At 57.9% G+C, this 23,225-nt stretch carries 19 protein-coding genes; 15 read left to right on the forward strand and 4 right to left on the reverse strand.

Features of this window, described 5'->3' with window-relative positions; genetic code table 11:
- Positions 1–119 precede the first annotated feature (119 nt).
- Complete coding sequence (locus tag GDN47_RS18885; RefSeq protein WP_113388753.1) at positions 120–1,292, reverse strand: ROK family transcriptional regulator; 1,173 nt, start codon at positions 1,290–1,292, stop codon at positions 120–122.
- A gap of 368 nt (positions 1,293–1,660) precedes the next feature.
- On the opposite strand from GDN47_RS18885, the gene GDN47_RS18890 reads away from it, so the two are divergent.
- Complete coding sequence (locus GDN47_RS18890; protein ID WP_371864846.1) at positions 1,661–3,415, forward strand: glucosidase family protein; 1,755 nt, start codon at positions 1,661–1,663, stop codon at positions 3,413–3,415.
- Positions 3,416–3,438: 23 nt separating this feature from the next.
- On the opposite strand, the gene GDN47_RS18895 is transcribed toward GDN47_RS18890, so the two are convergent.
- Positions 3,439–4,062 carry a GNAT family N-acetyltransferase gene (locus GDN47_RS18895; protein ID WP_113388751.1) on the reverse strand — a complete coding sequence of 208 codons (624 nt, stop codon included), beginning with the start codon at positions 4,060–4,062 and terminating at the stop codon, positions 3,439–3,441.
- A 233-nt stretch (positions 4,063–4,295) separates the two neighbouring features.
- Between GDN47_RS18895 and GDN47_RS18900 the strand changes: the two genes are divergently transcribed.
- The 4 genes from GDN47_RS18900 (at position 4,296) to GDN47_RS18915 (ending at position 8,628) form a co-directional block, all read left to right on the forward strand.
- The gene (locus tag GDN47_RS18900; RefSeq protein WP_113331156.1) at positions 4,296–5,630 is read left to right on the forward strand and encodes an extracellular solute-binding protein; all 1,335 of its coding nucleotides are present in this window, start codon (positions 4,296–4,298) and stop codon (positions 5,628–5,630) included.
- A 132-nt stretch (positions 5,631–5,762) separates the two neighbouring features.
- On the forward strand, positions 5,763–6,659 hold the full coding sequence (locus tag GDN47_RS18905) for a carbohydrate ABC transporter permease (RefSeq protein ID WP_152093984.1): 897 nt from the start codon (positions 5,763–5,765) through the stop codon (positions 6,657–6,659).
- On the forward strand, positions 6,656–7,489 hold the full coding sequence (locus GDN47_RS18910) for a carbohydrate ABC transporter permease (protein WP_113331154.1): 834 nt from the start codon (positions 6,656–6,658) through the stop codon (positions 7,487–7,489). The genes GDN47_RS18905 and GDN47_RS18910 overlap by 4 nt, the downstream gene beginning before the upstream one ends.
- A 209-nt stretch (positions 7,490–7,698) precedes the next feature.
- Positions 7,699–8,628, forward strand: a complete 930-nt coding sequence (locus GDN47_RS18915; RefSeq protein ID WP_113353273.1) for an MYG1 family protein — start codon at positions 7,699–7,701, stop codon at positions 8,626–8,628.
- Between the two features lie 477 nt (positions 8,629–9,105).
- Here GDN47_RS18915 and GDN47_RS18920 read toward each other — a convergent pair whose 3' ends face one another.
- Positions 9,106–10,293 (reverse strand): adenylate/guanylate cyclase domain-containing protein, encoded by a 1,188-nt coding sequence (locus GDN47_RS18920; protein WP_113353272.1) that lies wholly within the window; start codon positions 10,291–10,293, stop codon positions 9,106–9,108.
- 865 nt (positions 10,294–11,158) lie between these two features.
- Between GDN47_RS18920 and GDN47_RS18930 the strand changes: the two genes are divergently transcribed.
- Entirely contained in the window at positions 11,159–12,343 is a 1,185-nt protein-coding gene (locus tag GDN47_RS18930; protein ID WP_113353270.1) for a 2-isopropylmalate synthase, read from the forward strand.
- A 138-nt stretch (positions 12,344–12,481) separates the two neighbouring features.
- A complete protein-coding gene (locus GDN47_RS18935; protein ID WP_113395085.1) occupies positions 12,482–14,269 on the forward strand; it encodes a thiamine pyrophosphate-dependent enzyme in 1,788 nt (595 codons plus the stop codon).
- Positions 14,270–14,291: 22 nt separating this feature from the next.
- Here the strand turns inward: GDN47_RS18935 and GDN47_RS18940 are convergent, their stop codons facing one another.
- Positions 14,292–14,507 carry a hypothetical protein gene (locus GDN47_RS18940; RefSeq protein WP_113391713.1) on the reverse strand — a complete coding sequence of 72 codons (216 nt, stop codon included), beginning with the start codon at positions 14,505–14,507 and terminating at the stop codon, positions 14,292–14,294.
- A 253-nt stretch (positions 14,508–14,760) separates the two neighbouring features.
- Between GDN47_RS18940 and GDN47_RS18945 the strand changes: the two genes are divergently transcribed.
- The 8 genes from GDN47_RS18945 to GDN47_RS18980 all read left to right on the forward strand — a co-directional run bounded on the left by GDN47_RS18945 (position 14,761) and on the right by GDN47_RS18980 (position 23,225).
- Positions 14,761–15,012, forward strand: a complete 252-nt coding sequence (locus GDN47_RS18945) for a type II TA system antitoxin, ParD family (protein WP_069615183.1) — start codon at positions 14,761–14,763, stop codon at positions 15,010–15,012.
- Complete coding sequence (locus GDN47_RS32820; RefSeq protein ID WP_443096540.1) at positions 15,009–15,194, forward strand: type II toxin-antitoxin system RelE/ParE family toxin; 186 nt, start codon at positions 15,009–15,011, stop codon at positions 15,192–15,194. Before GDN47_RS18945 ends, GDN47_RS32820 begins: the two co-directional genes overlap by 4 nt.
- Before the next feature lie 732 nt (positions 15,195–15,926).
- Complete coding sequence (locus GDN47_RS18955) at positions 15,927–16,928, forward strand: glycosyltransferase family 2 protein (RefSeq protein WP_173002523.1); 1,002 nt, start codon at positions 15,927–15,929, stop codon at positions 16,926–16,928.
- The gene (locus GDN47_RS18960; RefSeq protein WP_113353266.1) at positions 16,925–18,748 is read left to right on the forward strand and encodes an ABC transporter ATP-binding protein; all 1,824 of its coding nucleotides are present in this window, start codon (positions 16,925–16,927) and stop codon (positions 18,746–18,748) included. The genes GDN47_RS18955 and GDN47_RS18960 overlap by 4 nt, the downstream gene beginning before the upstream one ends.
- On the forward strand, positions 18,729–19,952 hold the full coding sequence (locus tag GDN47_RS18965; protein ID WP_113353265.1) for a glycosyltransferase family 2 protein: 1,224 nt from the start codon (positions 18,729–18,731) through the stop codon (positions 19,950–19,952). The genes GDN47_RS18960 and GDN47_RS18965 overlap by 20 nt, the downstream gene beginning before the upstream one ends.
- Positions 19,949–21,262 carry a glycosyltransferase family 2 protein gene (locus tag GDN47_RS18970; protein ID WP_152093986.1) on the forward strand — a complete coding sequence of 438 codons (1,314 nt, stop codon included), beginning with the start codon at positions 19,949–19,951 and terminating at the stop codon, positions 21,260–21,262. The genes GDN47_RS18965 and GDN47_RS18970 overlap by 4 nt, the downstream gene beginning before the upstream one ends.
- Positions 21,259–21,999, forward strand: a complete 741-nt coding sequence (locus GDN47_RS18975; RefSeq protein ID WP_113331142.1) for a class I SAM-dependent methyltransferase — start codon at positions 21,259–21,261, stop codon at positions 21,997–21,999. The genes GDN47_RS18970 and GDN47_RS18975 overlap by 4 nt, the downstream gene beginning before the upstream one ends.
- Positions 21,996–23,225, forward strand: coding sequence for a glycosyltransferase family 4 protein (locus GDN47_RS18980; protein ID WP_113353262.1), 1,230 nt, complete (start codon positions 21,996–21,998; stop codon positions 23,223–23,225). Before GDN47_RS18975 ends, GDN47_RS18980 begins: the two co-directional genes overlap by 4 nt.

Consider the following 23,225-nt stretch of genomic DNA (forward strand, 5'->3'; position numbering starts at 1 on the left):
CACGCATTCCCGATTGTTCATATACTCCTTGAGGCCAGTTGTCCGGCAGCCTGCTATCTTTAAACTCTGCCTGTTGAATTTGTCTTCAAGCAATTCGCTTGCGCGATACGATGCCCATCTCATGAATCTTGCAAATCAACACCGAACAGCTCCTGGTGCATGTGCTCGACTGCGATGCCGATGCCGCCGACCAGAGCCGCCCGATTGCCAAGCTGACTAATCTCGATGCGAGGTGGGTAAGGCGTACAACGTGGCAAATACTTGCGAATGGCTTCAACAAGTTCGGGGCGCGCGCCGATACCGCCGCCCATGATCACCAGCTCCGGATCGAGGGTCGCACCGATCGCGGCAATGGCAAGCGCAATCGATCGCGAAGTTTCCTCAATCACCGCAACAGCGGCCGGCTCGCCAGCCACCAGAGCCGAAAAAAGATCCGCGACCGTTGCGTCGCTCTGCCCACCATATCCGCAATAGCGCCGCACCATCGCCGCACTACCCACGGCGCTTTCAAGAGTACCAAGAGTAAAGCCGCCCGGATCAAACGGCTCTCCGCCGAGAGGCAGATAGGCGATCTCCCCGGCGGCACCGCGTGCGCCACGCATGAGGCTACCATTTGCAATAATGCCCATGCCGATACCGGTGCCTACGGCCACGAAGGCAAAATTATCCGATGTGGCGCCGTGCCCTCGCCATCGTTCTCCTTGCGCGGCAAGATTGACGTCGTTCTCAATGATGACCGGGATTGCCATCCGGTCGCTCAGGAGCCGGCGCAAGTCAATCGTTTCGACTCCGGGGATGTTCGGGGCGACATTGATATGTCCGGTGGTCGGATCAAGCACGCCTGGGGTCGCCAGCACTATGACGCGCAATTTGGAAAGATCGATGTCGGCGCTCCCGGCGAGGTCCTGTACAATGGCGTGGAATTGATCAACGAGATGAACCCCGCCGCGCGAGCTTGTCGGCACCTTGGTTTCAGCAACGATATTTCCAACCAGATCGCAGATGACAGCCGCGATTTTGGTTCCGCCTAGATCGATCGATGCAGCGAAACCGGCACTTGCATCGAGCTCGTAGGTTATTGCGGTTCGCCCCAGGCGCCCATCGGTGTATCCAGTCGGCTTCAACCAACCATTATTTTCGAGATTGCGAACGACGTCGGAAATCGTTTGCTTGGACAAGCCCGTTTGCTTGGCGATATCCGCGCGGGAAATAGGGCCTTTTGCAAGTATGGTCCGAATGACGGAATTTGTTGAAATTTTTCGCGCTATCGGTGTCTGGGTCGCATTTGGCATCAGTGCTGGCTCGGGTTCTGCCTCTAATTAGTTCGGGACCTTTTCCTAATTCATCCAACCTCGCGCGTGGCTGCGCTAGCTTCGGCTGGAATATCGCAAAATTCAAGTGAATCTCCGTGAGTTGGCTAAACAAAACCATTTAATTTGTCCATGTCATTGACAAATTAAGCGCCCAATTTGTAGACTTGCCCAATGGCTGAGCAAGTTGCGGAGGGGTAATGAAAGCGAGGTCAAAGGATGTGTAATCCCGCATTCGCCGAGGACTTCGTGACGCTCCATTCCGGCGAGTGTACTGGATATTGCAATCTGGATCTCACGCTTGATCCCATCTCTGACACCGCGCGTTGAAAGGTGCTGGATTTGCCATGATGACCCCCACATCCCAAGGCGAAATCACAACCAAGCACCCGGTCATTCTGCCGATCATGGCGCCTCGACTGCAGGCGGACGCGCATCCCGACGGGTATCTTGATCTCGCTCTTTGGGGAAGCGGCCGTCTTGGACGAATACGTTTTTCCAAACTTGCCGGACCTTACGTTTACGGTCCAAACAGGGTCACCGCCGAAGCAGGTGGCATCTTCGTCGCCCAGTCAAAGCCCATCCTTCTGATCCGCAATGCCCGCCTGGAAGGAATCCATCCGGCTCGTCGGGGTGCCTGGTGGCATGAGATCGATGAGGACAGTCAGCGAACCAAGATCATCAAACGCGATAGTCGCCGTATCGTCGTGAGTGGCTGGGGTGTGATGATCGTCGAGGTTGGCGACGGAGATATCCGCGTCGCGGCCGGGGCCTCGGAAGAGGAGGCTGAAGCCGCATTGAGCCTTGCCAGCGACGCTATCTTGGCAGAAGCGGCGAATTATGTCGCCCGGTGCGACGTCGCGCCCGATGCCGATCCCGTGATGCGCAGCATGGTGATTCAAGGCACGCATGCCGCGCTTTCCAGCATTCGACTGGACGAGAACGGTGTGTTCGCCGGCCTAGCCGCGGGTCAGGCCTATAGCGCGCCCGCGCGCACCTATTATCGCGATGGCTACTGGACGATGCAAATGCTGCTGAAGCTTGCGCCGGAGGCGGTACGCGATGAAATTCGACTTTTGGCCAAGGGAATTCAGCCTGATGGAGAGGCGCCAAGCGGCGTGATATTGACCGGACCGGCGCAATCTCGTGCCTGGCAGAACTTCGTTCTTGATGCCAAACAAAATCCCGAAAAATATCGTGGCAAGGCTGCTCCGGAGCATCACAATCGTCCAGGTGATTGGTGGAGCGATCATTTTGACAGCCCGCTTTTCTTCATCCTCTTTCTCGTCGATTATGTGGACGCGACCGGGGATACGGCGGAAGCATTGCGGCACTGGCCGCTTGTCACCGCAATCGTTGAACGATACCTGGCCCTCGCTGGCCCTGGCAGCGTATTGCCGCTGAAGCCGCGAAACGACAGGGACTGGGCGGACAATGTCTACCGGGAAGGTCTCGTCTCCTACAATCTCGGCCTTTTTGTCGGCGCGCTGGATGCGGTGGCTAAACTGGGAGCCGGGCATGATCCCGCATTGGCGCGGAAGGCAAGCGAAATAGCGCTGTCCGCTCGCGCCGAAATCGAGGACAAGCTTTTTGTCCCGAGCAGGAACGGTTACGCCGATTTCATCACTTCTGATGGATTTGTCGAGGATCATCTCGTGCTCGACAGTCTGACACTCTCCCGTTATGGGGCGATTTCGCGAACGCGCGCGATTGGTCTCCTGAAGGCGATGGAAGGAGCTCTGGAGGCTCGAAACAATACGAAACAGCCCTATGGCGATTGGGGCGTCCTTTGCGCGTTTCCGCCATTTAAACGGGCGAGTGATGTAAGATCAAAGACCGCGTTCCCCTTTCGCTATCATAATGGATCGGATTGGCCCTATTGGGACGGCGTCTATGCGGAAGAAAGAATACGCCACGGTCTCGGTGGAGCGCGTTATGCGCTTATACGCTGGTGGGAAACCTGCCTCGCAAATGGATGGGCCGGTGCGGTCGAATATTTCTCGCCGCCCTACGGACGCGGTTCCCTTCTGCAGGGATGGAGTGCGATGCCGGCGGCTGTTGTTCTTAAATATGGCCTAGAGGCTGCGAACGCGGAGAATAGGTAATGAGCGGATGGGCCGGATTTTCCTTAGGCTACCGGCTTGTCCAATCTCATGACGAAGGCGAGGTTACCGTTTTGGCTGAGTTCTTCGAAACCGAGATGCCGGTAAAATCCCTTGGCGCGCTCGTTCGCGGGGCTGACACCAAGATGGACGCCAGGTGCGCCATACGCCGTGAGGGCTTCGAGCATGGTCTTGATCATCAGCCGTCCCCATCCGCCCGATTGGGCTTCAGGCAGAATATTGATGTGAAGATGCGCGGGGTAGGTCTCTTCAAGGCCCGGCGTGCCGCTGTGAGGATTGGCTATTCGCTCCAGAACATCGGCGTCTTTTTCCGTCTTGGGTATCAGGCCAGCGGTCTCGCGTCGAACAACCGGCCACCAATCTCTGCGGAGCACTGTGTCAAAGCCCGCGGTATCCGGCGTACCGACAACATAGCCGACCACCCGATCGTGCCTGGCAAGAACGAACGCAAACTCCGGAGCGAATTTGAGATAAGGCACGGCCCATACGTAGCCGGGAAGGCGCGGATTGCTGTAAAGCGCACTCGCGTCGGCCCCTGCATCAGCCGTGACCAGGCAAATGTGAAAGAGGGCGTCAACGTCGTCCTCAGTGGCCGGGCGGATGAAATAATCGTCGATCTTGGGAGGCATGGCATCATCGATCTGCTGGCCGCTGCTCGGTGAGAACTGACGTCAGGCGGCGGTAAAACTGGGAAGTTTGAGGGACTGCATCTGAGGGCCAAACCCGCAGATTTTGGAAAAGAATAAGGAAATTCGTCGGTCCAGTAAAGGCCCGACAATGCAAGACATTCGGCGCGTCTTAGCAAGATCAGCCGGTTGGAATCGATAGAAACTGCCAAAACGCAGCTAGAGGGAACCAATCAATGTTTAGCGATTTCATCTCCACCAATGCAGCATCCATTCTGAAGAAGACAGGAATTTTGGCGGCATCCGTCTTCATTGGCATCGGCATGTCGACAACCGTCTTTGCCGAGACGCTCACGGTTTGGGACGACCACGATTCTGAGTCGAGAGCCGCCGTGATGACCGAACTCAACGCCAATTTCCAGAAGGCGCATCCCGACGTTAAGCTTGATCACACCGTACGCGATTTCCAGGACCTCAATCTCACGCTTAAGCTCGCCGTTTCGTCTGGCGATGGTCCGGTGGTGACTAAGGTCAACCAGGGAGCCGGCGCGATGGGCGCGATGGTGAAGGAAAACCTTCTCGTCCCTGTCGATAACTACCTCAAGAAATATGGATGGGATAAAAACCAATCCGATAGTCTCCTGGCACGTGACCGCTGGTCGAGCAAGGGCGAGTTCGGTGTCGGTGAGACCTATGGCATCTCGTCGCTCGCCGAAATCGTCGGCCTCTATTACAATGAAAAGGTTCTGAAAGCAGCTGGCGTCGAACTTCCGATCAAGAACTTCGACGATTTCCTTGCCGCTCTCGATAAGGTCAAGGCGGCAGGCAGCGCACCGCTGACAATCGGTACAGCCAAGGGCCATCTGGCGCTCCATATGTTGGCCGGGATCAGCCAGGCGCATATCGATGCTTCGGATCGAAAGGCGCTCGATGACCTGATCTATGGCCGCGGCGGCACATGGAATACGCCTGGCAATCTGGAATCGGTGAAACTTGTGCAGAAATGGGCAACAAACGGCTATTTCTCCGATGGTTACCAGGGTATCTCGGGCGATGATGCCGTTCAGCTTTTTGTCGCCGGCCAAGGGGCCTTCCTGATTTCGGGCACCTGGTACTTCGGCGATATGCAGAACAATCCCGATATCCATTTCATGCCCATCCCGGCGCCCGCCGGTATCAAGCATCCGCTTTCGGTTGGCGGCGTCGACCTTGCCTGGGCGATCACCAGCCTGGCCAAGAGCGACAAAATGAAGGACCTCGCCGGCGAGTACATCAACTACATGGTCTCCAAGGACGCATCCGTGACCTGGGCCCGCGCCGGCTATCTGCCCGCCACCCCTGTTCCGGCAGACGCCGGGGTTAACGCGTCCCCGCTCCTGAAGGAAGGCATCGCGATCTGGAAATCATTGAACGATGACAATGCACTCGGGCATTATCCCGATTGGGCGAGCCCAACCATGCTCAAGACGTTTGATGAAAACACGCCCCTATTGCTTGCGAACAAGGAAACGCCTGAAGAGCTGATCGCCAAGCTCGACGCGGACTACGCCGCCTACATGAAGAGCAAGTGATTGCCGGCGAACAAGCCAATCCCGCCGCGCTACTCGATCGCAGAAAAGCAGCGGCGGGAAACTTCGGTACGTCTATCCTGATCACGGCCAGAGCGGCGCCATTCGACCTCTGGCATATCCACGAGATGGTGCATGAAACGCTCACCACTTGACGCGAAGGCCAGTAGAAATCTCATCTACGTTCTGCCTGGCTTACTGCTCTATTTTGCTCTCATTCTTGGTCCTATTGTCGCGGCAATCGGTATCAGTTTCACTGAATGGAATGGGATCAGCCCGCCCAATTGGATTGGCATTGGCAATTATGCAAAATTGTTTTCAGATGAAACTTTCTATGTTGCATTGAAAAACAATGCTCTCTTCATGGTGTTTTACTGTGTCATCCCGATTGTCATTGGCCTGTCACTAGCCGCGATGGTCTGGACGTTCAGGCAGCGGGAGCAGTTCGCGCTGCGGACACTGCTATTCCTACCCTATATCATGCCCACCGCCGTGCTTGGCATCATTTGGCACTGGCTTTACAATCCCGCTTTTGGTCCGATCAACCAGGCGTTAAAGCTGGTTGGCCTGGGTTCCATCGCTCTGCCCTGGCTCGGCGATTTCACGTTTGTCCTACCAGCGGTCGGCACTGTTGCGAGCTGGTATTTCTTCGGTTTCTGCATGGTGTTGTTTCTCTCCGGCATCCAACGGATCGATCCTGCGCTGTTTGAAGCGGCGAGAGTCGATGGTGCCAGCGGAAGTAGGATTTTCTTCTTCATTACACTGCCGCTCCTGCTGCCGGAAATACGCATCGCGCTTCTTCTCACGATCATTTCCTCGATCAAGAGTTTTGATCTGATCTTTACGATGACTCGAGGCGGCCCGGCCAACGCCACACTTGTTCCCAACATTTATATGTATGAGCTTGGCTTTCAACTGAATCGGTATGGATATGCTTCGGCCGTTGCCATCATCGGTGCGATTCTCGTCTTTACTATCAACTATGCCGTTCACCGGCTGGTGCGCCCTGTGAATGAAGGGAGTGCAACGTGAGCAGAGATTTTCATACGATAGGCGCGGTGCTACCATCACGTATCATTCTTTGGCTGTTCGCGGTCTTGGCGATTGTTCCCTTTGCCCTTCTGATACTTACGTCTCTGAAGAGCCGTGCCGATCTGATACAAGGCGCATTCGTATTGCCGGCCTATCCGCATTTCGAGAACTATGCAAATGCTTGGATTGATGGCCGGTTTAATGTCTATTTCCTGAATTCCGTCATGATTGTTTTCCCCGTTGTCGTGGTTAGCATCATACTTGGCACGTTGACGGGATTCGGATTCGCGTTCCTGACCTTTCCGTTCAGGCGCACCATTTTCGTCCTTTTAACTGTTGGAATGATGGTGCCGACCGAAGCCTTCATTATTCCACTCTACTATGAAATGCGCTATGTCGGCCTCATAAACACCTATGCTGCGCTGATCCTTCCCCAAATTGCTATGTCTCTGCCTTTCGCCACCATGTTCATGGCTAGCGCGATGCAACAACTGCCATCGGAAATCATAGAAGCAGCGGTTCTCGATGGAGCATCCAGAAGATATATTCTTTCAAAAGTTATCGTACCTTTGATGCTGCCGTCGATGTCCACACTGGCATTGTTCCTGTTTATTTGGACATGGAACGAGTTTCTTATTCCGCTTGTTCTCGTCAATGACGATAACTACCGAACCCTGCCAATTGGTATGTTATTTTTCCAGGGACGTTATACGGTCAATACGCCTGTGTTGACGGCGGGCGCTGTCATCGTTATCGGACCGCTCATTCTTGCCTATATGTTCTTCCAACGGAAACTCATCACAGGCCTGACGGCTGGAGCGACGAAGTAAAATCACCTTGCTCTCGATTGAAAAGATCGGTCGCGCGCTCGGGCGCCATGAAGCAATGGGAATCTTCTTTCGCCGATCATCGCGCCATTCCCGCGCCGAATGCGGCCATGCAATTATTGGATCCCCTAATCGCTTTGCCGGTTGAGATGACGCGCAAATCCGGTTATCTGCCTGTCCGTCCAATTCGCGAATAGTAAGGTCCCGGCCGTATGGCTCCCAATTTCCTCGTCACCCATTCCGGCGGCTTCCATGCCGACGAAGTGTTGTCCAGCGTCATTCTCACGCGGCTTTTCCCTGATGCCCGCCTGGTTCGCAGCAGGGCGCCGGAATGGATCACACCCGGTGTCGATCGCATCGTCTATGATGTCGGCGGCGCTTATGATGCGACTGCCGGGATTTTCGATCATCACCAGCGCGGCGCACCGCGACGCGACGATGATCAACCCTTCAGTTCGTTCGGGTTGATCTGGAAACATTTCGGTCGCGATTACCTGACAGCCCTCTTGGTCCCAAGCGGCTTTGTCGAAACCGTGCATGCGGCTTTCGATGCCGGCTTCGTCCTGCCGATCGACTTGGTCGACAATGGTGCGCTCAGCCCGGATAGCGCCGGCCTGCTGGCTGGGTTGACCCTGCCGTCGTTGCTCGAAACATTGAAGCCCGTCTTCGACGACGCGGACCCGGAGGCGACCGATCGGGCATTCCACGCCGCCGTTGCGATCGCCAGCAATTTCGTCGAAGCGAAGATTGCCGGACTCCATGCGAAACTGCGTGCCGAAACTCTGGTGCTGCAGGCGATTGCGTCCGCCGGCGAGAGCCGTGTTCTCGAACTGCCGATGGGCATGCCGTTTCGTTCGGCGATCGTGAAGGCGGGTGCCGATCATCTCCTGTTCGTGGTCCATCCGCGCGAGGCCGACTGGTGCCTTACGGGAATTCGCCGCGCGGAGGAAGGATTCGAACTGCGAGCCGATCTTCCGGTGGGCTGGGCTGGATTGAGCGGCCGCGACCTGGAAATGGCGACCGGTATTGAGGGCGCAAGTTTCTGCCACAACGGCCGATTTATCGCCGCCGCCAAAACGCGAGAGGCAGCGCTCGCTCTCGCCATGTTGGCGGTGAATGACGCGGAGCAAGGAGCCGGTTGACCATCGGCTTGAGGCCGAGCGCAATCGCCGTTTCACGGGGCGACTCCGGCCTGAGCATCGAGCGGATCGGCATACGGAAGCCACTCATTTTGCAACCAGAACCGGGTTGCTCCTGAATTCGCGCGCTGTTCAGATCGACTGAAAATACTTACAGCTGAAATTATTTGGGGATGATCCCGCGTCACCGTTGCTCCCATGAGCATGCATTGGCACGATCACGACACCAAAAAGGAGGCTTGTCATGCGCTTATCCGCCCCGCCGATGTCGAAAGAACGACTTGCGCAGTTGCTCGCTGGTTTTTTGCCGGATACCAAGCAGCAAGTGGGCCAAACCGGTATGCGGAGCCAGGACGGTGGAAAAGTGATATGTGAGGAAGCCTCGCCCGGCGGAACTAATTCGCAGTAGCTTGAGATCGCGCTCGAAGCGTTGGTAGGGAAACGTGCGGACGCGGTAGAAAGGGCGCATCGAGGTGATAGTCAACAGTTTGGCCCATCCGGCAGGCCGTAAACCGCGGCGGGCTGGCTCACACCCTTCAGCGTGAAAATCCCGAGCCGTTCAAATCCGTCTTGGACCTGCGAAGCGAATAGTTCGGAGGCCAACACGCTGCGTTGGACCGTATCGCACAACTTTTCCATCCGGGCCGCCTCGTTGACAGCTCTGCCGATTGCCGTGAAATCAAGTCTGCGGGCAGCTCCGACGTTTCCGTAGAATACGTCTCCGATATGCAGAACGATATCGACGAGGAGCTGTGGTTCCTCGGAAACCATGCGTGCCCGGTTGACCGCCGCATTCGCCTCGATTGCCATCTTCGCCGCGGACAGGGCCCTTTCACACGCGTTGGCCGGATCTTCAATATCGGTCGGGAAGATTGCAAGCAGGCTATCGCCCATGAATTTGAGGATCTCACCGCCGAATTGCTCGACTGGCCCGCCGATCGCATCGAAATGCTCGTTCAGCCAACCGACGATACGCTCGGGCGGAAAACCTTCATTTAGCACCGTAAAGTTCTTCAGGTCCGCAAGCAGGATAGCGGCATGGATGGCATCACCATTGCCGCGCCGTGTCTGGCCGCTGAGAATGTGGCCGCTCGTGCGGGCTCCGGTATAAACGGCGAGCATGTCGGTCGCCACACGCATCGCCGCGATGCGGCAGCAGGCGAGGGCGAGAGCCGGTAGAAATTCATTCAGGGCGGCAATCTGGCCGTCGGAGAACCCCTCCGGGTTATCGACGGCCAAGGAGAAGCCGATACCGCCCAGTGCGGTTCCCCCGGGAAACCGGGCAAGTTTTACCAGGTAATCGGTTGCCCCAAGATCGGAGAGTTCGTTTAGCAGCGGGAACCCGGCTGCGTCACCGCCGGGCGGCAGTCTCCAACGCCCAACATCGAGCTCTCGTGAAAGAAGATATGAAATAGGCGAGCGGCGAAACATCGCGTCACCCGCTTCGCCGTGCTCTTGTATTTCGAGAGAGATGCTCGACGACCGCGACCAGGAAATAGAAGAGCCCTTTTGAAGTGGATCGATGGACGGCATGGCTATGGACGCCCTAACGAGTGGATAGCCGAGCCTGGTCAGCCGTTCTGAAACTCCGGTCAGGATCTCTTCGATGCTGTCGCTGGTCAGGCCCATGGCTATGATCCAGTCGACCAACTCCCGCGTCTGCGTCACTTCGTAAGCTCCTCCGAACGGCAAAGTTTGAGAAGATCGTCGACCGAGTTTGGTGCTCCGGTCCAAATCAATGGCAGCCTAGCATGGAAACTGGCGAAAGTACCTTGTGTGCGCACCAGCAGGGTGGGGGCATGAACAAGATCCGCCAATAGGCGCGCGGGTGCAGGTAGTCGTCGACGTGTGGGATGCTGCCGAAGAGCTGCGGGGGTAGGTGCCAACCGTCAGCATATCATTGAAATGCCTGCTGGCAGAAACAAGTGTGGCAAAGTGGCGACACGTGTCTATCACTAAGCAAAAAGCCGTAATTTCCTAAGAATAGTCCATAGTTTTCTAAAATACCGCCGCCTCGAATGCAGCCATCCTCGCCGTGGTAACCATTCGGTGCGCTATGGACATTCAATTCTCAGGTTTTGAAATTTTTGCTCCGAAAATAGAGATGGCCTGGACTGTCCTGCAACGGCCAAATGCCCGCCGCCCCCGTGCGGGGACGGAGCTCCCTTCCGATCACACGCATGCTGGACTGCATCCCGCTCCGCCGCCGACGCCGCCCGGAGACACGGATATCACTGCAGATCGAAAGCCAGGCATCTGGATGGGACGCGAACACCAAGAATTGCGAAATTTCACCGACGGCGCAAGCTTGGATACCGACCAAAGCGTGAAGCGCTTTGCCCGGTTTCCAGCATGCCGGCAACGCCAGGGGAGATCAGGATCAGATCCGACGAGACTTGCATCCGATGATGGATTTTCGCCGCAGGCATGAAACGCGCCCGAGGCATCGGTCATCCATGACTTGTGTGTAGTGCCATATAGCCAGCCTTAGGAATTCGGCAAAGCCGATGCTTCAATTGATCGGGAGAGTCGCATGAACACTGAAAAGATCATAATCTTTGACACCACTCTGCGTGACGGCGAGCAAAGCCCCGGCATCAACCTCGACGCCGGGGAAAAGGTCGAGATCGCGCTTATGCTCGAAGGGCTGAAAGTCGACGTGATCGAGGCCGGCTTTGCCGTCTCCAGTCCAGGCGAGTTCGACGCGATCAAGGCCGTGGCGGATGTCGTGAAGGACAGCACGATTTGCAGCCTGAGCCGCGCGGTCGAGCGCGATATCGATCTGACGGCGGAGGCTGTTTCCGGTGCGGCATCGTCCCGTATCCATATCGTGCTGGCGACCTCACCCATTCACATGAAATACAAGTTGCAAATGACACCGGAAAACGTGCTCGAACATGCCGTTCGCGCGGTGGCCCACGCGCGACGTTATTCCGAGGATATCGAGTTTTCCTGCGAGGACGCGAGCCGATCGGAGCCCGAATTTCTTGCCCGTTTCGTGGAACAGGTGATCAAAGCCGGCGCGACCACGGTCAGCCTGCCTGATACGGTCGGCTACGCCACGCCTTACGAATACGGCAAGCTATTCACCTATCTGCGCGATGTCGTGCCCAACGCTGACAAGGCCGTATTCTCCGCGCATTGTCACAATGATCTGGGCATGGCTGTTTCCAACTCGCTCGAAGCGACTCGGCAGGGCGCGCGCCAGATCGAATGCACGATCAACGGTATCGGTGAGCGAGCGGGCAATGCGTCGCTTGAGGAGATCGTCATGGCGCTGCATACACGCGAGGATTTTTTCCGATGTCAAACCTCCGTTGAAACCCGGCGTTTGACGGCCGCATCCAGGCTCGTCTCGGAGATCACGGGTTTCGTTGTGCAGCCTAACAAAGCGATCGTCGGCAGGAATGCCTTCTCGCATCAGTCCGGCATTCACCAGGATGGCATGTTGAAGAACCCGTTGACCTATCAGATCATGACGGCGGCGGAGGTCGGTGCAGACGAGTATCGGCTGGTGCTCGGAAAGAATTCGGGCCGCAACGGTTTTCGCATGTGCATGCGCTCGCTGGGCGTCGAGTTCGGTTCCGATGCCGATCTCGATCGCGCTTTCTCCCGTTTCAAGGATATCGCCGATCAAAAGGCATCGCTTTGCGATGAGGACCTTCTGGCGACGGTTGTCGGTATGGAAGCCCTCTCCAGGGAAAGCCACATCGCCTAGTTCTGCTTCCAGAACGTCTAAACGGGATCGGCCATGTGCCGGAACCGCGCTTGCCGCGGACCTCGGCCGGCCCGGGGGAACCGCGCGTCAATAGTTTGCAGCATTCGGGAACGATGGTCACAGCGGAGAAGCGAGAAAATGACGATGGATCTTGCAGTCGAAACGGCGGGCGACATTCGGATAGCCAAGCCGAGAGCAGTGCCAAAAACAGGATATGAATTCCTGATCGATACGCTTGCGACCTGGAATGTGCGTCACTATGCCGGGGTCACGGGAGGAGGGGTCATCCATTTGCTCAAACACATCGAGCCAATGGTCTCTGCCGACGACGGTGCCGAGTTCCCGGTTTTCTTCAATATCGGAGAGTATGTCGCCGGCTTTATTCCGTTGGGATACTATCTGGCGAGCGGGAAAATCGGTGCGGCTATTGCGACAACGGGAGCCGCAACGCGGCTGCTGACCTGCGGCCTGAGTGATGCGAAATTGCACAATATTCCGGCAATCTATCTCATTCCTCTCAGCCCTGCGGATACGCGATACCGAGCGCCGCTGCAAGATACGAGCCCGGAAGGCGCGGACGTCGTGGCTCAGATGATGGCCGAGCTGCCATCAGGCACATTCGTCCTGAATGATCCGGAACGTATCGGAGAGCAACTCGAGCAGGCCCGCAAACATCTCGATCAGGGCTCGCCTATCGCACTTCTGATGCCGCCGGAGGCGCTCGGAAAGATGGTGCCTGAGCCGGTCCATACGCCTCGGCGTGGTGACTACCCCCATAAACCGAACAAGATCGACCATGGGGCGCTCGCCCATTTTCTGGCCGAATTCCCGCGGCAATCGGCTGGGCGCCGGGTGATCGTGCTCGCTGGAGAAGAGGCGGCCATGTATCCGTATATGCCTGTTCTCACCACACGTTTGTGCAAGGCATTACAGGCACCGATCGTCTGGAGCATAAACGGGGCGAATGCGGTGGCGCGCAACAATGTCTTCGGTTTCGGCTATCTGGGATTTGGCGGTAATGATCGCGCAATGCAGCTCTGGAGAAGCCTTGGCCCTGACGATATTGTCATCACTCTCGGATTTTGCCCTGACGAATATACGCTTAATTTTTCGGACATACCTGCCCATACGACATGGAATTTCACCAATCTGGCCGCCCCTTATGGCAGCGTTGGAGGCGAATTTCGGCATCGCGTACGAGGCGAATATTTCGATGTTCGAGGACCGATCGATCAGGTTCTGAGCGAAGCGATCGGTCGGCTCGAGGACCTTCAGCTGCCGCGCCCTCCGGCACCGGCTTTCGTGGCCGATCTTAATGATCGCGAGATCATGCCGCCACGTCCCGGCACAATCGATATCGCCCGATTTTATCAGGAGCTCGATCGTCATTGGCGGCCGGGAAGCGTCGCATTCGATGATGTGTGCCTTGCCTACAAGGATCGTCAGTATGTCACGCAGCGCCCGCATCCGGACGTCCGCTTCCATTCGCTCTATCGCGGTTCGGCAATGGGCGGAGCATTCGGCGTGGCAATCGGCGCTAAGCTCGCGAAACCGGACGCGACGGTCTTCGCTTTTACGGGTGATGGCTGCTTCCGGCTGATTGCCGGTTGCCTGGCCGAAGCCCGATCATTGGGGCTCGTCCTGTTCGTGCTGGACAACGGCGCGCTTGGCATCATGGTGCAGGGCCTGCCCGTGGTCATTCCCGACTATTCGTCCGATCGCTACCACAGCGATCTGCACCGCATCGACTTTGGATCGATGGCGCGCGCATGCGGTTGGGAAAGCCGCAAGCTGGCGCCGGATCTTAGCAACCTGGCCGAGATCATGCGCGAGAGCTACGGCCCTGGTCGCTCATCCATCCTGGTCGAGGTGCCCGTCGACGCAGAGCAGGTGGTGGGACAAAACCCGCGGGCCAACAACCTGTAGTCCCCAAGCGGTCGATGCCAGATCAATGCAATGGTGTCGAAGGCGTCATCTCCATGTCACCGATGACCGTATCGAAATAGTTGTCGGCGATTTCGAGCAGAGCTTCCGCTATGCACTGAGGTTCCGATCCATCTTGCAGGAGATCCTGCACGGCCGCATCGATTGTCCGCTGGAGTTGCTCGTGGCATTGCTGCTTCGATTGATCCGCAAAACCGATCAGCCATTGCTTAGCTGGCATGACGATGCTCTCCTCCATGACGACAGACGTCCATATTTATCGACAAGGTATAGCGCGGGTGAGCGCAGGCAACCGCTGCAAGGCTATTTTTCAAGCGAAGTACCATCATTTGCTCGCCGTTACGAATGAGCAATTCTCCTATTCTAGGAATGGTTGTAGCGCTTGGGAGCGGCCGCCGTGCATTTCAATAAGCCTCGCGGCAGTGGTCACGTACCCACATATGTGCTAATGTGGGTCTTGAGGAGCACGCTAGATGAGCCGTTTAACGATCGACATGACAGACCAGCAACATCAAAGCCTAAAGGCGATGGCCGCTTTGCAGGGTAAGACAATCAAACAGTATGCACTTGAGCGTCTCTTTCCCGGGGATATAGATGGAGATCGAGCCTGGGAGGAGTTAAAGATGTTGATGAATACGCGCATCAATGATGGGCTCGCCGGAAAACTGTCGACTAAAACCGTAGGTGACATCCTCGATGAGGAAATTGCCGAGGATCGTGCTTGACGGCTTACATTCTTACCGCGGATGCAGAATCGGATCTGCGATCTGTAATCCGCTACACGCATGCGCAATGGGGTGCCGCTCAGGTGCGCTGGTACATCGCGGCTTTGGAGCGAGGTTTTGCGAATTTTGCCGAGGGTAAGGGTCCTTTTAAGGATATGAGTGCGCTTTATCCGGCATTGTGAATGGCGCGATGTGAACACTACTATGTCTTTTGTCTGCTTCGCGAAGATGCGCCTGCACTGATCGTGGCGATTTTTCATGAACGAATGGATTTGATGAAGCGATTGGCTAGCCGTCTGAACGAATGATCTTTGGGCGAAGGCGAGATGTCTTGCAGATGGTGGAGGTGGTCGGATAGGATCACGCATCAAGCCCAGTCGTTGTCCGATCGATCTACGCACCGTCGTCGCGATCCCGTTACATATGCAAGCCACGTGCGCGCCGATGTGTTGAAATTGCTGGCGCCTCCGGTTGGCGTCCGCGGGCGTGTCGCATTGAATGGATCAGCGCCGAATCGAAATATGGTAGGCGGCGGGATGTATATACCCGCAAAGTCACCGCCCCCGCGGTGAGTTCACCTGGAAGTGCCCGTAAAAAATCCCGCTGAAAACCATCGCTGCCGGAAATCGCCCCGCTGATTTTGGCAACAAAGCCATCTACATCGGACTAAAGTCTGGTTTGTGATCGGACCTAGGGCCGAGGACGCAATCTTTGGTCCTAATGCCATGGATTGCCCCGACCTTTGCGCCAGTTGTTTCCCGCGAGGGAAGCGGCGGGATATTCGGCCGCTGTCGTAGTGCATGCGGAGAGATCGATGAATATGAACGGCGCCCGTGAAAGCGGCACCCCAGCCCCGGCATTCACCAATGCTTCCGTCGGTAGCTGTATCATCTGCTTCGTCGCCAAGGGTGGCAATGGCTGTGGAAGCTAAGCGAAGGACCACCGTTGCGGTCGTCGTACCGATGTTCAACGCCGAACGAACGATCGGTGCGACCCTGGCCAGCATCTGTCGCCAGACGCATCAGGAGCTCGATATCATCATTGTCGATGATGGTTCTTCGGATCGATCATTATCGATCGTGGCTGAATATGCGAGGCAGGATCGGCGAATTCGGATCCTTCGGCAGGCCAATAGTGGTGTCGCCGTCGCGCGTAACAACGGTGCGGCCGCGACCGATGCCGAATTTCTCGCATTTATCGATGCCGACGATTTATGGGCTCCGTCAAAGATCGCACTTCAGTGGCAAGCGCTTGACGTGGGCGGGCCGTCTGTGGGATTGGCCTATTGCTGGTATGCGCTCATCGACGAACATAGCCGCGTGTTTTCGCTGCATAACCGGCCAAGCCATGAAGGACACGTGCTTCAGCGCATGTGCAGAAACAATTTCGTCGGCAACGGCAGTTCGATGCTCATGCGTCGTTCCGCCTTCGAAGACGCCGGGCAGTTCGACCCATCCTTAAGGGCACGCAACGCGCAGGGTTGCGAGGATCTTCTGATCTGCCTCAGAATTGCGGAGAATTACGAATTCCGCGTCATACAGCAGCACTTGATCGGCTACCGCATGACGAACACGAACATGTCGAGCGACGTCAGGCGGATGCTCTCTTCATGCGAAATCGTCCTCGCCGAGTATCGTGAAAAATATCCTCAGTATGGTAGCGATCTCGATGCCCATCTGGTCGATATGATCCATTGGCTGGTCGTCAGAGCTTTTGTCAGCGGTCGCTTTTTCGATGGTTGTGATCTGTTTCGGCGATTTCTGGCATTGGAGCCACGTCAGGCGATTTCGAGCCTGCCAAACATATTGGACGTATATTGCCGTGCCAGGCTGGTTCCCGATTGGCTCAAGGCTCGGCTGAGGGGATTGCAAAGAAACGCGGAGTTGCGGCCGCTCTATCTGGAGACGGTCCCGTGAGGCCGGGCGGTTCGTTTCTCACGCGCCTGCAACGGCTCTTCCGCCTGGCGGAGGCGCCTGCCTGGGCAGGACCGACCATCATCGGGCTCGGCCTGGCCGCCGCGGTTCTCGAGGGGGCAGGCCTCTTTCTCTTCATTCCCCTCATTCAGAGTCTCGGTGCCGTAGCGGCGCAGCAGGGAGAATGGCAGCGAATTTTCGACCGGCTGCTCGCGGCCGTTCCACAGAGCCATTTGACGGCATTCCTGGTGGGCGTGTTGTGCGTCAGTATCCTTCTGAAGAACGCCGTCCATCTCGTCAATATCTGGGTGACCCGGTATATCGACGGTCTCGTTGCGCATCGGCTAAGAGCAAGGGTCTTCGATCAGACGATAAGCTCGTGCATCGACTACCGGGTGGAAAACAAACGCTCCGATATCATCACGACGATCGCCAACAACACCTGGAAAGTCAGTCAGGCCTTGAGCCTCGCTTACCGTTTGATGATCTGCTTCTGCACCTTCGCCGTCTTCATGCTGTTGATGCTGCTGATTTCGGTCCGGCTGACCTTCTTCTCGATGATGTTTCTGCTCATGGGCGCCATGGCCATTCGCCTGGCCACTCGGCGCGCGGACGAGACCGGCAAGGCCGTTGTCGAGGAAAACAAGCAGTTCGGCCTGAGGATGTGGGAGAGCATCAACGCTCTGCAATTGATCCGCGCCTTCGCCCAGGAGGACTACGAACGTAACCGCTTCCGGGAGACTTCCGACAATGTGCGGCGACGCCTTCTGAAGCTCGATATGCTGTGGGCGACACCGGGACCCGTCTCGGAAATCTCGATTACGATCCTGATCGGTGCGCTCGTTCTTGTCGCTCAATCGGTAGGATTGGGCATTGCCGCACTGGCCGCGTTTCTCTCGCTGCTATATCGTCTGCAAGGCCCAACGCGCGAGTTGCTGCAATCAAAGATCGCGCTCGATGGGCTCGCCGGCAGCATCGACGATGTCGACGACTTCCTCCGCACGACGGAGAAGCCTTTTCTCTCGCAGGGGCACGTGCAGGCGCCCGCCTTCAGGAAAGCCGTCGAATTTCGCAACGTCTCCTTCCGTTATGCGCCTGGTCAGCCGCTTGCGCTGGAGGATGTCTCCTTCAGCATTCCTGCCGGCAAAACAACTGCGATCGTCGGCGAATCGGGGGCCGGCAAGTCCACGGTGATGGCGCTGCTCTTTCGCTTCATGGATCCGACATCCGGTGCGATCGTGGCAGACGGCATGCCTCTTTCCGAATTCGATCTCCGCAGCTGGCGCAAGCGCCTGTCGCTGATGTCGCAGGAGGTCCATCTCTTCAACGACACGATTGCAGCCAACATCGCCTATGGCGATCTGGAGGCCGGGCCCGCCGAGATCCGCAAGGCTGCCGAAATCGCCAAGGCGGACGATTTCATCCGCCTGCTTCCGGATGGCTACGGCACACGGATCGGCGATCAGGGAATGCGCCTGTCGGGCGGGCAAAGGCAGCGCGTGGCCCTTGCGCGAACGATCCTTCGAAATCCCGATATTCTGCTCCTGGACGAGGCGACGAACGCGCTCGACGCCGAAACCGAACAGGCGTTTCAGCTGGCGCTCGACGAGTACTCACACAACCGCACCGTTGTCGTGATCGCTCACCGGCTCTCGACCGTTCTGGCCGCCGATCAGATCATCGTCATGACGAAGGGCCGTGTGGTCGAGGCTGGTTCGCCGGATGAGCTCTTCAAGCGGCAGGGACATTTTTCCAGGCTCCACGAATTTCAGCACGGTCGCCGCGGCGGGCGGGAGTTGGGTGATGAGTTACAAGCTTATTGATATCGAGTTGTCGAAGCCCCTGGCGCCGATCGAACTCTCGGCTGAGCAGACCGGTGTCGGCTTGATCGCGCGATGGCAAGGCCGGCTGATCGCATTTGAAATGATCGAGCGACCCGCCGGCTCCATGCTGCCGGCCGAGAGCCTGAAATCCCTTGCCGATGAGCGATTTGCGGAACGCATCCTCGTCGCGAAGTTGGAGGAGGAGCTGAGGGCGCGCTTGCCGGCGAGCGAGACGACGCTGCCCAGTCTCAGCATCGCGATCTGCACCAAGGATCGTGCGCAGCGCCTCTCCCGATTGCTGCGGTCGCTCGATCAGGTTCGGGATGGATCTCCTTTCCAGTTCGTCGAAATCATCGTGGTCGACAATGCCTCGGTGGATGCGGCCACGCGCGAAGCCGCCGAGAGTTTCCGCGATATCCGCTACGTTTTCGAACCGAAGGCTGGGTTGGATTTCGCCCGAAACGCCGCCCTTCATGCGGCTTGGGGCGACATTATCGCCTATCTGGACGATGATGTCGTGGTGGACCGCAATTGGCTTGCAGGCCTTGCCAAGGCGTGCCGCGACAACCCTGGCGTCGGCGGTTTCACCGGCCTCGTGCTGCCGTTTCGTCTCGACACCGAGGCGCAGGTCTTTTTCGAGCGACGCGGAGGGTTCGGTCGCGGCTTTGCGCGGCGGGAGTTTCACAAGGCGCGCTTTGACAATCCGCTCCATCCCGTTGGCGCCGGCATTCTCGGCGCCGGCTGCAACATGGCCTTCGACCGCGCGTTGCTGATCGAGCTCGGCGGTTTCGACGAGGCGCTCGATACGGGCGCGCCGCTGCCCGGAGGCGGGGATCTCGATATCTTTTACCGCGTCCTGCGCTCCGGACGCCCGATGATTTATGAGCCGGAATATGCGGTTTATCACGAGCACCGCGAAACCATTCCGCAGCTCAGGCGGCAATACTGGACCTGGGGTCTTGGCATGATGGCCTTTCTCGTCAAGAGCTATCGCACCGATAGCGCGATGCGAGCGCGCCATCGCGCCATGGTCCGCTGGTGGTTCTTCGACCAGTTGAAGGCGCTTGCCCGCGCTGCGCGGCGGCTGCGTGGGCATGAGCTGCGTTTCGGTATCGCGGAGCTGTGGGGCGGAATCTACGGCCTTGCCGGTGAATACGATCGCTCGCGCGCCCGTATCAGGTCGATCCGGGAGCGCAATTCATGACGACAGAACGTTTTGAGGTGAGGCATGTCGATCTTGCCGCTGCGGATATCGGCGGCGCTCGTGCGCCCGCATTGTCGATCTTCTGGTGGAAGGACCTGCCGCTCGGGGCACGGGCATCCCTGGAGGACGAGCTACCTCACGGTGCCTCTCAATTGCGCCAGCTTGCTGCCGAACATGCGGCCGCACAACTCCAAGCGCGCAGCGTCGGGCTGGGCGCGCCGTTGCGTGCCACCTATGAAGGACAGCCCAAGCCCGCGCTCTCGCTGGAGACCGCGCTTGAATCGGAAAATCTGGTAGAGACGCTCGATGCGATCGCAATTCCATCCTCGGCTTCGGCGCGGGATGTCTCCGTGATCGTCTGCACCCGTGATCGTGGTCCGGCCCTGAGCAAATGTCTGGCCAGCCTCGCAGCGCAACGCAGCGCTCCGGGCGAGGTCGTCATCGTCGACAATTCCGAAGACGGGAACGCCAGGGACATCTGCAGGCAATTCCCCGATTTTCGCTATGTCCACGAGCCCCATGCCGGTCTAAGTCGAGCCCGGAACACTGGGATTCAAGCGAGCCAGTTTGATATCGTCGCTTTCACCGATGACGACGTCGAAGCCCATCCGGGCTGGACCGCGGAGATCGCGCGTGCCTTTGCGCAACGGAATGTCGTCGACGCGTTCACCGGTCTTGTGCTGCCGGCGCGTCTCGATACGGCGGCGCAATGCTCCTTTCAGTTCACCATGGGCGGCTTTGGCTCCACCTTTGTGCCGCTCACCTTCGACAGGCGTTTCTTTGAGGAGACGCGGCCGAGCGGAGCCCATGTCTGGAAGATCGGCGCCGGTGCCAACATGGCCTTTCGACGCTGCGTATTCGAGCGGGTTGGCCTCTTTGACGAACGCCTTGGCGCGGGGGCGGCGGGATGCTCTGAGGATTCGGAGCTTTGGTACCGACTGTTGGCGGCCGGCGGCGTATGCCTCTACGAACCCCGGGCCGTTGTCTTCCACCACCATCGTAGCGACTGGCCCGGCCTCAAGCGGCAGATCAAAGCCTATATGAAGGGCCATGTCGCAGCCCTTGTGACGCAATACGATAATTTCGGCGATCGCGGAAACATCGTGCGCATCGGCAAGCAGCTGCCGGTCTATTTTGCCAAGACCTTCGTCAAGGCGCTTTTCGAAGGGCCTCCGGGCAGGCGCGGAATTTTGGCGGCCGAAGTAGAGGGCTGGCTCGCCGGCCTGCAGTTTCTCCTGCGCTTCGGCTGGAGAATGCGGCGAACCCCGATGGGGACCGCTGCTAAGGCTGAAAAGGGAATATCGCGATGATCAAGAAAGCAGCGCTTGGCCAGTTTCTGTCCGGAAACCCTTATCCGAACGGCTTGACGGATGGTCTGTTTTATCGCGAAAAGATGCGCGCCATCCATCGGGTGGCGCCGGCGGAAACCGGAGGCACCGGACGGGTGCTGGAAATCGGCGGCGGTCGCAGCGGTCTTGCCAGCATCCTTTATCCGCAAGCCGAAATCGTCACGCTCGATATCGACCCTGAACTGGCCGACCATCAGCCGTCCTGGGCGAAATCGACCTTCATTTGCGGCGACGCCTGCTCGCTGCCAATGGATGACGACAGTTTCGATATCGTCACCATGTTCGACGTGCTGGAGCACATCGAGGACGACCGCCGCGCAGCGCAGGAGGCGCTGCGGGTGGTACGGCCGGGCGGATATGTCCTGATCTCCACCCCCGAGATCAATTGGCATTATCCCTATTTCAGCGTCATGAAACGCCATTGTCCGCATGAAAGCGAACTGATGCGCGAATGGGGCCATGTCAGGCGGGGATACCGGGACCCGGAACTCGCGGCCCTTTTCGACAGACGCCCGGAACGGCGCGCCACCTTCATCAACGCCGCCACCGCGTTTTTCCACGACGTTTCGTTTTCCCGCATCGGACGCCGTCGTCGCAAGGTCCTCTATGCGCTGGCCGCGCCCGTGACCTTTCTCGGTTACTTGATGCACCGGCCATCCACGCGTGGCACCGAGACGGCCTTTGCCTGGCGCAAATGAGAGGCGACCAGACGTCAAAGGTGATCGCGCTTTTCCCATGGGGAGACGTCATCGAAGAATTTCTCGATCCGATCGGGCTTGAACTTCAGGATTTCGTCGAGCGGATGACGGGAGGCTGGCTGTTCGGCTATGCGGCGGCACTGGGTTCGGCCGGCCACAAGCCGATCATCGTCTGTGCATCGGAGCGAGTGAACAGGATTGAGTGCTATGAGCACCCCGGCCCGGGCACGCCGATCTGGGTCGCACCGGCAAAGCGGCCACGCCAGGGCCATTCCCCTGCCGCCTATAGCCTGCGGCGCTGGTCTGCAACGCCGCTTTCAGCCTTCCGCGAGATTCTTTGCCGCTCCAAATGCGATCTGCTGCTTGCCCAAGAGTATGAATATACGCGCTTCGATGCGCTGGCATGGCTGGCACGAGGCTTGGACCTCCCACTCTATGCCACCTTTCAGGGAGGGGATCGCACGCTGTCCTGGGTCGAGGCCGCTGCAAGACGGCTTTCGCTGCGCGCGTGCCGCGGCCTGATCGTTGCGTCTTCCGCGGAGCGTGAGCGTCTTGCCAGGGCCTATCCACGCATTGCTCCCAATATAGCGAATATCCCCAATCCGCTGGCTACCCAGGAATGGTACGCGATGGATCGCGGCGAGGCGCGAGCAAATCTTGGCCTGCCGCGGGATTGCTTCATCGTCGTCAATCATGGGCGCATCGATATCCGCCGCAAGGGGCTCGATGTGCTTCTCAAGGCCTGGGAACGCTTCGCCGGTGTTTCTGCGTGCCGATTGGTGATCATTGGCTCGGGTCAGGACAATGATGCTTTCGCCAAACTCGTTCGCGCAAGCGAACTGGCGAACGTGCAATGGTTGTCCGGCTACATGACGGACCGAACCTTGATCCGCCGCTGGCTATCGGCCGCGGACGTCTATGTAACGGCTTCCCGTATCGAGGGCATGCCGGTCGCGCCATTGGAAGCCATGGCCTGCGGCCTTCCCGTCATCGCTTCGGATGCACAAGGCCTGCCGGACATTCTCATCGACGGCGAGGCCTCGGGCGGCCTGATGGTCGCGCAGGAACAGCCCGACGAAATCGCGTCGGCCTTGGCGAGATTGAAAGATGATGAAGCTCTTCGCGCGCGATTGGGTGCCGCCGCCCGACGGCGGGTGATGGAAAAATTTTCGATAGAAGCGGTTGGCGCCGCTCTCGACGAGTTTCTGACAACGGCACGCAGGTAA

This window comes from Martinezella dioscoreae (genome assembly GCF_009176305.1).
GTDB classification, from domain to species: Bacteria; Pseudomonadota; Alphaproteobacteria; order Rhizobiales; family Rhizobiaceae; genus Rhizobium; species Rhizobium dioscoreae.